Below are 16,408 nucleotides of genomic sequence, written 5' to 3' on the forward strand. Positions count from 1 at the left end.
GGGGTTGAGGTCATGGAGTAAAACGAACCCATTTCCAGTCCGGAGCACCATGTATCATTCTTACGGTACCAAGACTTCCATAGGTCGTCCGATTGAGGGCTGTCGCAATTGTTTGGCCAACAGCCCCCCCGCGGGATCCCGGGATCGCACTGAAGCAGCAAGACATCTTGATCGGGGGATGTGTACCGCCGCCAACCCAGTCAGGATGTTGGGTCCGCATGTATCGTGCCAGGAGCTTGGCGGACATCGGGCGCATGTACCCGGCACCCTTGATGGACGGGAACACAAAACGCCCGGCACCATGCACGTCGATCACATCATGGAACTCGGTCCCGGATTCATTCAGACGAAAAGCAACAGAAAAAAGCAGCCCAAGCTCTTCGCGATTGAGGGTCAGGAACCGATATGAATGACCGGTCTCGGATTTGGCGATTGGATGCACCCGGGTAAAGGCATCAATCAGATCAAAATCGTTCTCTCCCAACGGTACAGGCATCGTATTCCCGAACCAGGAGAAGTAGGACCCGGATGCGGCAACGGCTCCGCCAAAACCAGCCAGAGCTGACAAGGCCACCGTTATGCCATTCCCCGCACTGAAAAGGGGCTGACCACCAAGAGCCGCCTGCGTTCCTATCGCAGCTGCAGAACCGGACAAGCCACCCGCCACCCCGGATGCGGCAAAGCCAATCCGGCTGACAGCTGCAGCCGAATAACCCGCCCTGAAAGCCCGGCCTATTGCAGCATTGGCTGCTGTACCACCAAAGAACTCACCAGCCGCACCACCCGCAGCACCAGCGGCAAGATCAACAAGTGCCCGCACCGGCGTAAAGCGTTCACCGGATGCTCCCGCTGCTGTCGCATCACCCGCCAGGGAACCAACCGCGCCGGCCGCCGCTGAAACAGCGGTAGAGGCCCCAAGCGCCGTTCCTTCTTCTGTCGCAAACAGGAACGCACCGGCACCGCCTGTAAACAAGGTTACGGCCGTCCCAACCAAAGCACCAAGCAGAACGGCCCACCACGCAGCCTCTCCGGTAGGATCAAGAAGAGAGACCGGATTGTTGCCACAGTAAACGTAGGAGGATGCGTACTGTCCCTTGGGATCAACACTGTAGAAACGCTTCGATACCGGATCATAAAGACGGGCTGACGCATTGTACAAGCCTGTTTCTGCGTCATACTCATACCCGGTAAAACGGTAGCGCAGGTGATCAGCGGCCCCATAACGGGCTACAACCTCGCCAAATACGTTATAATGGAACGCGCTTGAAAGCCTTCCGTCTGCCACCAGCCCACGCACGGAGCCCAGATGATCCGTCAGAACCGGCATGACTTGCCCGTCAACCCGAATGGCAAACAACCCACCGGGACCGTAGAGATATTCCGTAACCGATGGCGTTCCCGAAGCAGGACAATATTCCTCCATCACGGTCCAGCCGTTCACACCACGCACATAGACCCGGCGACCCTCTGTCGTGGTCTTGACGATACGGTTTGATCGGCTGTCATACTCGAAGGCAACATCACCATCCGTGGTCCGTATCCTGTCCACACGCCGTGTACCCGGATGACGCACAATGTCGGTAATTGCCCTTGAATCAGCCCGGGTCACAGCACCAACAGCATCAAAGACATAATCGGTACGATCACTGCCATCGGTGTTGATAACCTGGTTTGTACCGGCACGATAACGGTACGCCATTGCCTGACCGTCATGGTCACAGGACAAAACGTTACCGTTGTCATCATAGGATGTCGGCGTAACGACCCCGAAACTCCAGCGCGGTTGGACAACACCATCAGCCATCGTCCGGGCTGACAGAATCCGACCGCCTGAGTCATAGCGACAGACTGTGGACGTCCGCGCCGGGAACCCCGGCACAGCCAAAGCCGGCAGGGAAAAGGTCACATCGATCGAAGAGACCTGCCCATTGTAGTACGCGGTACCATCCATAGCCCCGCTGTTGTAGGACAGCTCTTCGGTCATAAAGGCCGAAGAAAGACGGACCGGCCACCCGGGACTGTTATAGGCATAATCCGTCGTCACCGCTGCCTGTGCACCGGGAAGGATGCGCTGCTCTGCAATCTGGTCACCTGGTGCGTATGTCCATGCGGCCAGCACGGTACCATTTCCATCGACCATACGCTCGACCCGGCCGACAGCATCACGCTGTGACAGGACCGTAAACCCGGATGGATAGGTTATGCCGGTCACATTACCCAGGTTGTCATAGGTAAAGGTTGTCGCATACGCCCGGCCAAGCTGCGGCAAACGCAATGTCTTTCCGGCAACCTGACCGGTATCATCATGATCATAGACAAGAACACTGGTGGCCTGACGGCTTGTTTCATCACATTCCGTCGCAGACACCAGATGCCCGAGATTGTTGACAGACGTCCCGTCACCGTCATGCACAAAACGACGCAGGGCGCGGGCACCGTCCTCCGGGCGTGGCCAATCCGGCTGTTCCGCCCTGGCCTGCAAGGCTCGCCTGTCCCAGTCTGCTGCAACAAGACCGGTTTCAAGCGGTCGCCCATAGCGGTCATATTTACTGTAAACCACATCACCACGGGCGGCCGTAACAGCATCCCGGGCAAAACGTACATGTCCGGCAGCGTTGAAAACCGCCGTCTTCAGGCCACTGTCGGGATCCATGCGGCTGATAATCCGTCCAGAAAGATCAGACAGTGTCAGCCTGGTCCAGGCATCGGCTGCCCCTCCGGAAGGAAGAGCATAAAAATTCGGCAGACGAACCGCCTGCTGTACGCCATCAGGCGTATAAACCGTGGCCTGACTCTCGATGGTCCAGTGCCCACGTTCTGAATCAACACGGCGGGCCGTGGCAACCGCCCGGGACAACGTATCGGTCATGGTCACGGACACGTCACCATTCTGGTCTGTTTTCTGCACACAGGCATAGCGACCGACCGGCAGCCCCAACTGACGGGTTGGTGCATCATCCGTGTTGGCTCCATAGGACCAGCGTACGGTATGACGCCCCTCCGGAGTACGTGTGGACAGGTTGACGATGGCAAAGTCACGACCAGGCATACCGGTCTCGACAACACGCCCCAGAGGAGACGGCTCAAAGCGTTTGCGGGTATAGGGATATCCTTGATCCTGCGGCCAAGCATCTGCCGCTTTTCCGGACAAAAGGCCGCTGTCACGATCAAAAGCCGTAACCAGATCACGGCGCCAGAACAGGAAGCCGTCACGACGGATATCAAGCGCAACGGGTTTGAGTTGCACATCCGGCCGCCCCAGTTCGTCATACAGGGTCGTCGCGATGACAACCTGCGTACCCTCAACAGAATGCCCCTGCGTCGTACGACCGCATCCGTCGAAATAGCGGATGGCCATCTGCAAACGGCTGCCGGCAACAAATTCACTGATAACCAGTGGCCCTCCGGCAACAAACGCCGGACGCCCCTGCGGGCACTGCTCGGGCAGATAACGGAACAGAATCCGGCCATCAAGCGCCATAATCACAGCATGGGGTCCCAGCACAACCAACCAGTCACCGGATGGAGTGGGACTGGTAAAGGCACCGTGCACTGTGTCTTTGTTCAGGCGATCGGTCAGTGTCCAGGCGCATGTATCCGGATTCCAGGCAACAGCAAGATCATCACCCAGCATCAGACCAACGCTGTGTCCAGGTTCAGCCTTGACTGTCAGGCGAACCATATAGTCTGTGACAAGCCGGATCCCGGTAAAATCGATCCGCCCGGGTTGATCCCCATGATAAGCAAGCTGCCCGTTGGCACTGGTCCACAACGTCGGCTGTGTCGACGAGAACCCGTCCGACCAGACGCCATTGTTGCGAAACCGGCCATACCATGTGTCCCCCATCGGCTGGACCACAAGCTGACTGTTGGGAGTGTCCGGATCAAAACCATCCTGCGTTTGCCGCGCCAGATACGGCGCGATCACATTGACAACAGACTGGAATTCGTTGGTGATCGCGACCTGGCGTTGCTGCCGGTCATAGATGCGGCGACGGATCTGGTTATAGGGGCCAACCTCAGCCGTCACACGATAGGTCACAGGATCAAAAACATGGGCCCGGACAGACCCACCACGTGTCGAAAATGCCACGTTATCGATGAAGACTGTCACGTTGCCACTGTTGACGGGCGTCAAACGCACCGTAACCGGACCCTGACATCCGGACAGATCCACAGGAATGGCATAAAAGGACCACTGTGTTGACGCAACCCGAACAGTCCGGGGCGTGGGCAATGATGCAGCACCGGGACCGGTATACTCCACACGCCAGCATTCAACAGGGTCATGAACACGCGCAGCCGGATCCAGACAAGCCCAGAACGAGAACAGGAATGGCTCTGAACGATCACGCGGCGTCAGCTCCAGAGATGCCCCGGATACCCCTGCCGGCACCGCCATACAACGTGTCCCCGTGCAGCTGATGGCCGTTACCAGGGGAGTCCGCGCAGGATCCAGGTTCCAGTTCCCAGCTGTCTCATAGGGTTCGAACCCGTAATAGTATGCTTCCTGTCCCGACAAGGACGCACCGGAAAAGGTCGCGACAAGGGGGGAGCCTGCCGTGGCATACAGCTCGCTCTGAACCAGCCCGGACGATGTTCGGGTCTCCACGTGATACCCATAGGCATTACGATGCTCGACACGTCCGGTCCGCAACCACTGTGCAGGATCCTCCGACGGGGTGGAACCACCTGCGGCAACACGACTCCATGCCTGAACTTCAGAGAAAAGAGACAGACGTCCGACATCCCCTATGGCCGGCCCGGGAAAAGAGCACCACTCCATCAGGGCCTGACCGGTTACAACTGGTTCGGCGTCACCTGTTGTAACGGTCGAGGTGATCTCCACCCATGGCGTCAGGATGTTGAGGAAACCAAACTGGGGATATCTCTGCCACCCGGGCACAACACGGCGGCGATGAACCTCGGTCTGCGCAACAGAATTCAGGACCGCTATGTCCGTTTGCATAACCTGTCCCGTACGCAGGTCATACGCAAAGGATTGACTTGATGTCACGCCATCGACAACACGCGTCGTTGATGTCAACTGCACATAACCGCCATGCAAGCGACGGGTTGTGCCATCCCTGATATCCTGGACCTGGTCAACAAAAGACCAGGTGTTGAGATAACTGGCCACCACACGGTTACCTGCATCATGCATGTCCGTACGCAGGAGCTGCCCGTCCAGAACAGCCTCCCGCACCGGATTCCCGGGGGCACGATCCCCAATCCCGTTCATAAAGGTATAACGGGTCGAACCATTCTGACCGCCCGGCCCTCTGGACACAGCAACCGTATAGTATTTGCAAACATCGCCCTGCGCGCTGAGAGCTGCCGTATCCGGATCAAACAGGTAGCTCACCGCCTCGCGGGTGTAACCGTTATCGCTGGTCACAGACCGCACCGGAAAATCTGCAACCGGTTGCAATACAGAGTCATGCAGGAACCGATACAGGGTCAAAGACTGCGCCTGATCAAAAGGCTCATCGGCAGGAAGGAAGGTTGCAAAGCTTCCCGGCCCGGAAGACTCACACAAAGCCTGCGGCACAACCTCACCGGCAAAAATAAACCCGGGCTTCAGAACCATGATCCGGGTCATCAGTCTCCCGGCATTTTCCTGACCCAAAGCCAGCAGAAACAGCGGGCCCTGATTGACAAGGGTTGCCGTATTCACATCCGGAGGCAATGAGCCGGTTACATGCCGGGCGGCTTCTTTCCAGTCTGTTGATGCACCCCGATCGTAAACATGGTCACCAAACGTCACCGTATTGCCACCGGCACTGGGGCCATAGTGCTGCAAACCGCTTCCAACAGGCGCACCGTCATATAAAAGGAGCGGATCACCAGCCCAGACAGATTGGGCGGTATCGGGATCAAAAGCCTGCAACATCCCGATGACCTGATCCGGGGTGTATTCAGTTTTCACCACCACATCATCTCCGGCTACAAACCGGAAAGCAGCACCGTCCCTGACAGGTATACGCAGGGACAAGCTGTTATTGGGAAGCCATTCACGACCATTGAACCGCAACAGGTTGGGCCCGCAGGCAACCAGGCCAGATGGTAAAATGACAGGTATGGGCTGCCAGGGCAAAATGCCGGTTTCTGTCTTGTCGATGGTCCCAACAATCTGGAACGGCGCATTCAGTGTCCGGTCAGGCTTCCAGGTATACAGGCTGAGCTGCCACGTCAGGCGGGATCCTGTATCAGCAATGACCGACGCGGCAGCAAAAACCCATGATGCCGCCACCCAGTGAAAATTGGCACGAACATCCGGGCCGGAGATAGTTATGTCCGGTGCCGGACGTGTATCCAGAATCGTCCAGTCACCTGTTTCTCCAACACCATGACAGACCAGGCGGCTTTGCTTTGTACCGGGTGCGGAAAGCCCGTCGTAATACAGCACAACCATGGCAGTGGCATTCGCTGCCAAAAAAATATGCCAGGCAGAAGGATCCCGCATGCGTTCTTCTGTCGGAACGTTTTCTTGCGTCCATGACCGCGAGAGGTCATTCCATGTAAACCAGGTAACGGTGTTGTTCTGTCCGTTGGCTATGGCCAGAAAACGATCTCCGGCGACAACGTGGCTGTTACGGCTTTCAATACCCAGGGGAGAAGCAGGATCTTCAATCCACCCGCCCAGAATACGGTTGTCACGGTGGAAGAACAGCACGCAGCTGCTGGCTTTATCTGCATCAGGAACATGCAGAACAAAGAAATCATCACGCAAGACGGGATTGATACCATCCGGATCAATGGACAGCAGATACTGCTGCGCAGACGGGGTCCAGGCAATCCAGCGCCCGTTCCACGTATAAACTGTCAGACTGAAACGACTGTCAGCAATCCACAGGACAACCGCGTAGTCCGTACCAAACCAGACCCTTGGCCTGGCACTGGCCAAGGCCGGCAAGACCGTCAGGCTGCGCGAACACTGCGTCAGACTTTTTTGCTGGTAATCATACGCAACAACAGCCCCTTCCGGTAAATGCCGCGAGGCAATTGCCCCGGGATTACTCCCTGTTGCCGGGTAATACGTCATACGCAAGGGCGGCAGAAAACTGCCATCAGCCTGTACCCGGGTTATCGCCGTCAGGACGCGCCGCGTCATGGTGCCGGCAAAATCGGGGGGAGCCTTGTCAGGAACAGCCGCAAACAACCCAAGCTCATACGTAAAGCAGGTTGTAAACAACAGGTCGCCCGTGTGGGCACGGCACTCAACACGGTCAAGAAACAGCGTCTCGTAACGATCCTGCCACGCTGTGGGCGCATCATCGGGAACAGCCCTGTGCGGATCCAGATACTCACGCACACCGGACATGTCACTGGAATACTGCTTCGGTGCATAAATCAGGCGTGCTGAACGTCCGAACATGTCAGTGACAGTTTCCAGGTAGATGGCCCGGGTAAACGGCAGACCATTCACACCGACAAGAGGCTGGACCTGTCTGTAGGCAAAGCGGATCTCATCACGGTTCGGAGCCCGCTGAGCAGATACATACCATGACAACGGATACTGAGCCTGAATCCGCTTCCCCTCGGGATCGTGGGCAACCATTCCCGGGCCGGCCCACCCGTTCCAATGAACGCCCCAGACAATCGAATCCCCCTGACTGGTACCATGCCCCGCAGCGTTGGTTCCGGAAGCCCCACCAAAAATACGGCACAGACCGGATGTGTCATAAATCTCCCAGCGTTCGAACGGTGCGTAATAGCAAACACGAGAGAAATCATAGCCTTCTGCTTCGTAGTGAAAACCACCATCCAGAACAGACAAGGAGCCAGCTTCAACCCGGACAACAAGCATATAGGCGTTGACTGGATCAACAACAGACCAGCTCTGTCCGGGAACATCGACCGTTACACGCGCTCCCCGGTCCAGAACAAGGCCTTGGTCCAGAAAAGCACGCTGTACTGCCGGCGTTACCTCCTTGCGATCCAGGGAAGCAGACAGACTGATATCAAGACACCCCCGCTGCCACGGACGTGCAACACGATACAAACGGTTACGAGACCCCCGGCTGGTCAGGAAGAAGGTGACGCTGTTCCGATCACCCGGCACAGCATAATGGGCATCGATCCGGTCGATGGGCATATCCCACCCAAGCCCAAGAATGCCGGTCGGTGCATCGCGATTGCTTTGCACAACCTGCCCCGAAACAGCGCTGTTATAAGTGGCAAGAAGCTCTAGGTTCAGACCACTTCGCCCCGGAAGAGACAGCAGGAGAACAGAGAATGAAACGGTGCCCCGGAACAGATTCACATCCTGCCCGGAACTCCCATCGGCACTATATTGCGAGGCCTGCCCGGGCGGGGCCTCAAGTACCGTGTCCAACCTTGCAGCATTCATAACACGTTTCCGTACACCAGCCAGCCCAATCGAATCTAGCATTGGTTGTATACGATATAATTTATCCCGACAAGGTTAATAATAAGTCGGCACTTTACCGATTAATAAATGGTAATAAAAATAAAATGACATACGGAATGCTGTGCAGATGAATACAAAAGAGGAACGGCTCCAAACAAGAAGGAGCCGAACCGGGACAAAGAAAAACGGGAAAGAACAGAGTTGCAGCAGATATCAGGATACTCTGCAAGTCACAACGTGATGTCCCCTGCAACACACCTGCAAGCAGGCAGATATCACAGGGGACAGCACCATCAATAGCGTATGATCAACGCGGCTTATTCTGCAACCAAACCCAACGCTTCCGCCGTAATATGGAACGGAATCTCGGAACCCGTCTCGACAAGAATCATCATATCCTCGACCCCATCACCTGTTACATCAATACGGAGGGCAGGTGGAGCATACCAAGCACCATAGTCAGCCCCTGCGCTATACCAGACAGAATGCGCAGCGGGATTTTGACCGCTGAAGGCAAGAGCCTGTAAACCATCCTCCGCTGTATTTGCATCAATGGCAGACAAGTCAATACGGTCCCCATCATCAGAGTTAAAATCGATAATTCTGGAAGGGTCATTGAATGGAGAGTCTGAAACCGACTTGAACACGAATGTATCGGCTCCCTTTCCACCCATCAGGATATCATCGCCCCCGTTGGCAATCAGGGTGTCATTACCTTCACCACCAGCCAGCATGCTTCTGCCCGCAGCGGCCTTAAGGGTATCACCGGCAAGGCCGCCAATAACGGCTTCTATATTGTGCAGTGTATCCTCATGCTGCCCACCGACCTTGACCACAACCGGCCCTTTGACAGACAAGTCCGCCTCGACAGGCTTATCTTTGTCGGAATATTCGGCCCCATCAAAACCAGCGCCACCATCCAGGATATCCCGCCCCGGACCACCAAAGAAAACTTCATTGGCAGAAGTCCCTGTCATCCGGTCATCAGCCGAACCACCGATGACCCTTTCAATATTTCTCAGAAGATCTTTCTGCTGACCATTCACATTGACAACCAGATCCCCCACAGAGGATGGCGTAATCGTCAGCGGATCTGCATAAGATGAATAATCAACAGTATCAGCACCACCAAGACCATCGATGAATCCACGAGCCTCAGGTGGATGCAAAAAATCACTGCCCTGCGTTCCAGTCACCACCGCATAGGGACCAACCATAACAACAGAGCTCTTCATCTGTGTCATATCCATCATATCCTCCATGTTCAGACAGGCCAGAACAGCCCCCAGACACGAAAGGTATCAAAGCAAACAAGAGACATCACAATGAGAATATATACGCAAAATATACACTATACAGGACATAGAATAGCCACATACATATAACCAGATAACTATAAACAACATGAATCAATTGACTATATTCGAGAGAAATTCACAATAGCATGTATAAATTATAAAAATTCATAGCCTATCATGCATGATTCATGAATGTGTACGTCATACATTTCAATGAAAAGAATCTATACTATCCACGCGCACGCCAGAACAGTCAGCCGCAACGACAGCACACGCTGCCTGCTTCAGGAATGGTAACAAGAAGAGACTAAAAGGACTGTGGCCGGTCAGAACGTTTCTTGTCCATCACCACAATCAGGCTCTGGTTACGCTGCTGTGCCATAAGGTTTGCCGACACAGGATCCAAGCCCTGCAAGGTACGACCGGGTTCAGGATACATACAGGGCAGGCGCGCAAACACCGAACGCATAACCGCGCCTCTTCCCTGCGCGGAATACACATACGCCAAGATCAAGTATCCCGCGCAAGAAAACCAGGGACCCGATGCCCCTGCCCGGCGGGGAGCAAGGAAGCCGGGCAGGGTGGCCATCGGGGGGAAACCACACCGGGTCCCCGGTTCAGCGCACGAAGACGCCGGCCACCACATGCGCTGACAACACACGTGGTGGCGGGAGGCCAAAAACCCAATAACACTGTCCACGGTCAGATGTATCAGGTGGGCTTATTTCCCTTGCGGGTGTTCTATTCGCCGCCCTCCCGCCATAAAGCGGAGCGCACGGACCGTGAGCACAGTCCGTCACCGTACAGACAGTCGCCGCGCAATATGGGCGACTGCCTGCCGTGGATATGTACGAGGTTTTTAGACCTCTATCGACAGGTTTTTGGAACCCGCCGACAGCCATTACCCTATGGTAGTTTTTATCGCCAATCAAGCAATTATAGATGATGTCACGCGCGCGCCGCAGAGGGGAGGCAGAAGCCATCCCATTGCATCGAGAAACCACACACCCTTCGTGTCGTGTTGCTGCGTCCCGCGCTCAGGTTTCCAGCATCCGGCGCAGCAGTTCCACATCCTCGGCAAAGGCGGTATCGCTGCTCATCAACTGATTGATCTTTTTGACCGCGTGAATCACCGTCGTGTGGTCACGCCCGCCAAACTTGCGACCAATTTCAGGCAACGAACGACTGGTCAGTTGCTTGGACAGAAACATGGCAATCTGACGCGGCCGGGCAATGGAACGGGAACGCCGCGCGGAATGCATGTCCGACACCCGGAGCTGGAAATGCTCGGCAACCCTCTTCTGAATCTCGTCGATGGTGACATGCCGGTCATTGGCGCGGAGAAGATCCCGCAGCACATCCTGGGCTGTTTCCAGGGATAGTGCACGCCCCACAAGCTGGGCATGCGCAATCAGGCGGGTCAGCGCGCCCTCCAGCTCGCGGATGTTGGAGCTGATCTTGTGCGCCAGAAACTCCAGGACCTTTGGCGGAACGACAACGCCGGATGTTTCAGCCTTTGTCGACAGGATGCCCAGACGCAGGTCATAGGTGGTGGGGTGAATATCGGCGACCAAGCCAGACGACAGGCGGGAACGCAACCGGTCGCCGATGTCATCCAGATCCGCCGGTGACTTGTCCGCAGAAATCACCACCTGTCGTCCTTGGTCAACCAGGGCATTGAAGGTATGGAAGAACTCTTCCTGGGTTGTGTCCTTGCCCGAAATGAACTGGACATCATCAATCATCAGCACATCAACGGAACGGAACTGTTCCTTGAACGCCATCGTGTCCTTGTAACGCAGGGCCCGTACAAAGCTGTACATGAACTTTTCAGCCGACAGGTAGATAACACGCCGTTCCGGATGACGGGACCGGATGGCGTGGGCGATGGCGTGCATCAGATGCGTTTTGCCCAGACCAACCCCGCCATACAGGAACAACGGATTGAAAACTGCCTGACTGGAATCCACGATCCGCCGCGCGGCCGCGCAGGCAAATTCGTTGGTGGCGCCGGTTACAAAACTTTCGAACGTATAGCGCGGATCGAGCGGTGCCGACAGGTCATCGGGCAATGCGGGGGCAGGCGCAATGACCGAAGGCATGGCAACCGGCGGAGCAACACTGGCCCCTTGTTGTGATCCCTTGGATCTGGAATCCCGCACCGATGACGTGGATGGTGACCGGCGCATCTGCACCGGTGGAGTCGGTGGCAAGGGGGCCTGTGCTACTGGCTGGCTTTTGGGCTGCGCCGGGGCGGCGGCATTGACAGACAGATTGACCTGCCGGATCGACGGATCCTCCACGCTACACAGCGCCCGGATACGATCACCATAGTGGGTCATGATCCAATCCCGCATGAAGCGCGTTGGCACCGTCAGCTGCAAGGTTCCGCTGCGAACCCCGGTATGGCGGATCGGAACAAACCAGTTCGCAAAGGCAGTTTCGCCAAATTCTTCCCGCAGACGGGGCAGGATTCTGTCCCAGGAAAAAACGGTATCGCGTTCTTCTTTTACCATCAGGTCCGCTGTCGTCATCTGCGTTGCCTCAAGCCCCGGCACTATGATGTTGTATCAGGCAGGGGGGCCAACCCCGGTGTAAAACAGGCCCGGTATCATTCAGCATGTCCCCTCTGACAGGAACACATCTCCCCTGTCCGGCGGATGCATTGCTCCACACGCCGGGACCAAACTGGCGAACCCTGAACCGGGTTCTGTTCTGCTTCAGAATCCTTTCCGGAGAAAGGGTACGGCCACCGGTAACCTGCATGTTTGCCCCGCAGGGAAGGCAGGACGGAATACCGCAGAGCTGCACGTGTCCCTTGTTCAAAGGCCGCACGGCCGTGTTATCGAGAATGGTGTAATTCGGTGACAAGAAAAGGATGGTGAATGAAGGACAGGGAGTGAAACAGGAAGGCCGACGTCCAGAAAAATCCTAGTGCCAGACCCGATCAGAGGGGTGACTCTATCCGCAAGACGCGCGCTCATTCAATGAGATCGAAAGGGGAACATGAAAAGTTTTTTTCTTGACGCCCCCAAGGGGTGAAAGCGGCATTGACCACGGTCCAAATACGGTAAAAACAGAGCATCCCAGAGTGATAACCGGGAGTCGTCAGGCTATAGCGCCATGACGAATCCACAACAAGACTCCACGATCAGGTACTGCAAGAACACCATGAGCAGAAGACGCAAAAGGCCGCATCCCGGACTCTAATCCAGGAGCGCGACCTTTTCGATACGGCGCAGCCCGAACGGCCGCCTGCAACACCCTTGTCAGGCGGCCGCAGGCAGAGCCTTGATCTGCGCGCTCAGGCGCGAGACCTTGCGGGACATTGTGTTCTTGTGGAACACGCCCTTCTGAGCACCACGCATCATCTCCGGCTGGGCGACCTTGAAGGCTGCATCGGCAGCTGCCTTGTCACCGCCGGCAACAGCCAGCTCAACCTTCTTGATGAAGGTGCGTACGCGGCTCTTGCGCGCATGATTGATGGCAAAACGGCGAGCGTTGCGGCGAATGCGCTTCTGGGCCGACTTGTGATGAGCCATAGCCTTGGATTCCGTCCAAATAAGAGTAACAGGTTCACGAATACGAAGCGCGCTTTATAGGCAAAGAGCGCCCTTCCGTCAACAGGGGAGTCCCGCTTCGGGGCATGTTCCCCCCTTATTTCCCGCCTGACCGGGATTCACAGGGGGGCTTGCCACCGAGTCGGAGCAGCCCCTGCCTAGCGGTGCTTGAAATTTGGCTCGCGCTTCTCGACAAAAGCAGCCATACCTTCCTTCTGATCTTCGGTGGCAAAAGTGGCGTGGAACACCCTCCGCTCGAACAGAAGCCCTTCCCGCAGGGTGGTTTCATAGGCCCGGTTCACCGATTCCTTGATCATCATTGTCAGCGGACGCGACATCCGGGCAATTTTCTGTGCAGTCCGGATCGCATCTTCGCGGAGGGTATCAAGCGGAACCACGCGCGACACCAAACCGACATGCTCGGCTTCCTCTGCAGTCATCTGGCGCCCGGTCAGGCACATTTCCATGGCTTTCGCCTTGCCAACAATCCGGGTCAGCCGCTGGGTTCCCCCCGCACCGGGCATAGTACCAACCGTTATTTCCGGCTGCCCGAAGCGGGCATTGTCGGCTGCGATGATGAAGTCACACATCATGGCGATTTCGCAGCCTCCGCCCAGTACATAACCGGCCACAGCGGCCAGAACCGGCTTGCGGCAGCTAGCCACGCGTTCCCACCCCTTGGTGATGAAGTCTTCGGTATAGGCATCAAGGTAGGTCTTGTCGGCCATTTCCTTGATATCGGCTCCGGCAGCAAACGCCTTGTCTGATCCCGTCAGAACAATGGCCCCAATATCAGGGTTGCTTTCAAAGGCATCCAGGGCCGCCCCCATATCTTTGACCAAACCGACGCACAGGGCATTGAGAGCCTTGGGCCGGTTCAGGATCACAACGCCCACCTCGCCATGGGTTTCAACCAGGATATGTTCATATGCCATGCGCTTTTGGCTCCCTTCCGTCTTTGGTACAAACCCGATAACAGGCTGTCCTGTTTTTCTGTAAATTTCAGTCCACGGGCACAACCCGGAAACGGACAATGACATCCGTTCTGTTTTGCCCGACATCCAGGACAAGCTCCTCGGCTTCCCGCCGGAAAAGAGTCTCTCCGGTCCGGGTCCATCCCAGCTGCGGCAACGTCCGGGCATAAAAATCCAGGACATCGGCAGGCGAGACCCGCCCCTTGGCTGTTGATTCGACAATCGTGCCGTAGGGACTGTCAAAAACAGTCAATCCACCTTCATGGCTTTGCAGTCCGGGCATCAGGGGCAAATCCTCGATCCCTTCGGCGAAGTCCTGCACAGACGCGGAAACAACCGCCGTGGCCAGTGCGACAGCAAGGGCAACAGGCAGGACGAGAAAAAAGCGATACACGCCAGAGGAGAAAAAAGGTCCCATGGCACCGGAGCGTACCCTAGCGTTGCCGCATCGCACAGAAAAATGTTGAGCGCCCGGCCTGAATGATCCGGCGCACGCCGCCACCCTGTGTATGGTCACAGGTACAGTCCGGACATGGCTGCCCCATGCGGTCATACACAGCGAACCGGTGCTGGAAATATCCCAGCTCACCATTGACCTGCATGTGGTCACGCAACGAGGACCCGCCGGATTCCAGGGCATCGAACAGAACCGACTGCACGGCCCCGGCAAGGGATCGGCATTCCCGCTCATCCAGACTGTGTGCCGGACGATCAGGCGCAATGCCGGCCCGGTACAGGGCTTCGCTGGCATAGATATTGCCGATTCCGGCAACCACACCCTGATCCAGCAACGCAACTTTCACCGGCGTACGGCGACGGGAAAAGGCCTGCGCCAGAATAGATCCGTCAAACGCATCGGACAGGGGTTCCGGTCCCATGCTCCGTAACAAGGGGTGGCCGGGCAGTGCATTGGACGACACCAGAAGCAGCACACCAAAGCGTCGCGGATCGTGATAGGTCAGGGTATCATCACGATCGGTGCGAATGACCAGGTGGTCATGTTTTCCGATCGCTGGCTGTCCATCCTGTGCGGTATGAATGCGCCAGGATCCGCTCATTCCCAGATGACCCAGAACACACATCCCGTCATCCAGATCCCATATGTAGTACTTTCCACGCCTGTGCACGCGCTGGACCCGTCGCCCTGTCAACCTTTGTTGTAACTGGTCTGGAAAGGGCTGGCGCAGATCGGCCCGGCGCACATCCACCTCTTGCAGGATGCGCTGTTCCAGAAATGGCACCAATCCACGGCATACAGTTTCAACTTCGGGCAGTTCCGGCATAAGGAAGTATTCTCCGGTCAGGAAAATTATGGTGTGCAGAAGGCTCCCTTATAGCGTTTCCCATCGGGTTGGGCTATCGTGCGGCCATGACGCACAAGAATACAGGACCTGCCGCTGCTGCTGCTTGCGTGACCGATGAAGCCCCGTCGGCCCGGACCACGCATTTCGGCTTTCGTACCGTTCACGAGGACGAGAAAGAAGGCTTGGTGCGCGGCGTGTTCACCTCGGTCGCCCGTCGCTATGACCTGATGAACGATGTGATGAGCCTGGGCGTTCACCGCCTGTGGAAAGACCGCTTCGTCGATATGCTGGCACCGCGCGCCGGCATGCAGGTTCTGGATGTTGGCGGCGGAACCGGCGACATTGCCTTCCGCGTCCTGGATCGGGTGCGTCGCCGGGCACCTGACCTTGGCGGTACAACCGTACAGGTCTGCGATATCAACACCGGCATGCTGACCGTCGGACGGGACCGGGCGCTGGATCGTGGACACCCTGCCGGCCTGACATGGATCAATGGTGACGCAGAAAGCCTCCCCTTTCCGGATGCATCCTTTGATGCCTATACCATCGCGTTCTGTCTGCGCAACGTCACCCGCATTGATCAAGCGCTGAGAGAAGCGCGCCGTGTCCTGAAACCCGGCGGACGCTTCCTGTGTCTGGAATTTTCCAAGGTTCTGGTGCCGGGCCTGGATCGACTTTACGATCTTTATTCCTTTGCCGTGTTACCCCGGATGGGGCAACTTGTTGCGGGCGATCGTGACAGTTACCGCTACCTGGCTGAAAGCATCCGCCAGTTCCCCGCCCAGAAAGAACTGGCAGACAGAATGGCTCAGGCTGGCTTGTCACGGGTAGCGGTGCATAATCTCAGCGGTGGTATTGCCGCCATTCACTCGGCATGGCGGATCTAGGATGGTTGGGG

Annotated in this window: 9 protein-coding genes; 1 reads left to right on the forward strand and 8 read right to left on the reverse strand. The window is 56.6% G+C overall.

All coding sequences use genetic code 11. From position 1 onward, the window contains the following. Positions 1 to 10: 10 nt before the first annotated feature. The 8 genes from HEQ61_RS09215 to mutM all read right to left on the reverse strand — a co-directional run bounded on the left by HEQ61_RS09215 (position 11) and on the right by mutM (position 15,489). Positions 11 to 8,353, reverse strand: coding sequence for an RHS repeat-associated core domain-containing protein (locus HEQ61_RS09215; protein ID WP_168021013.1), 8,343 nt, complete (start codon positions 8,351 to 8,353; stop codon positions 11 to 13). Positions 8,354 to 8,691: 338 nt separating this feature from the next. Continuing rightward, complete coding sequence (locus tag HEQ61_RS09220) at positions 8,692 to 9,618, reverse strand: calcium-binding protein (protein ID WP_168021011.1); 927 nt, start codon at positions 9,616 to 9,618, stop codon at positions 8,692 to 8,694. A gap of 361 nt (positions 9,619 to 9,979) precedes the next feature. Further along, positions 9,980 to 10,141, reverse strand: coding sequence for a hypothetical protein (locus HEQ61_RS09225; protein WP_168021010.1), 162 nt, complete (start codon positions 10,139 to 10,141; stop codon positions 9,980 to 9,982). A 568-nt stretch (positions 10,142 to 10,709) separates the two neighbouring features. Continuing rightward, entirely contained in the window at positions 10,710 to 12,206 is a 1,497-nt protein-coding gene (gene dnaA / locus HEQ61_RS09230; RefSeq protein WP_168021009.1) for a chromosomal replication initiator protein DnaA, read from the reverse strand. Between the two features lie 735 nt (positions 12,207 to 12,941). Further along, positions 12,942 to 13,214, reverse strand: coding sequence for a 30S ribosomal protein S20 (gene rpsT / locus HEQ61_RS09235; protein WP_066133970.1), 273 nt, complete (start codon positions 13,212 to 13,214; stop codon positions 12,942 to 12,944). A 176-nt stretch (positions 13,215 to 13,390) separates the two neighbouring features. Continuing rightward, positions 13,391 to 14,167 (reverse strand): enoyl-CoA hydratase, encoded by a 777-nt coding sequence (locus HEQ61_RS09240; protein WP_168021008.1) that lies wholly within the window; start codon positions 14,165 to 14,167, stop codon positions 13,391 to 13,393. Between the two features lie 67 nt (positions 14,168 to 14,234). After that, the gene (locus tag HEQ61_RS09245; RefSeq protein ID WP_066133964.1) at positions 14,235 to 14,624 is read right to left on the reverse strand and encodes a hypothetical protein; all 390 of its coding nucleotides are present in this window, start codon (positions 14,622 to 14,624) and stop codon (positions 14,235 to 14,237) included. A gap of 16 nt (positions 14,625 to 14,640) precedes the next feature. Beyond that, entirely contained in the window at positions 14,641 to 15,489 is an 849-nt protein-coding gene (mutM, locus tag HEQ61_RS09250; RefSeq protein ID WP_168021007.1) for a bifunctional DNA-formamidopyrimidine glycosylase/DNA-(apurinic or apyrimidinic site) lyase, read from the reverse strand. A gap of 86 nt (positions 15,490 to 15,575) precedes the next feature. Here mutM and ubiE point away from each other — a divergent pair, with 86 nt between their 5' ends. Then, entirely contained in the window at positions 15,576 to 16,397 is an 822-nt protein-coding gene (gene ubiE / locus HEQ61_RS09255; protein ID WP_168021006.1) for a bifunctional demethylmenaquinone methyltransferase/2-methoxy-6-polyprenyl-1,4-benzoquinol methylase UbiE, read from the forward strand. Positions 16,398 to 16,408: the final 11 nt, after the last annotated feature.

This window comes from Haematospirillum sp. H4485, assembly GCF_012102745.1.
Lineage (GTDB): Bacteria > Pseudomonadota > Alphaproteobacteria > Rhodospirillales > Rhodospirillaceae > Haematospirillum.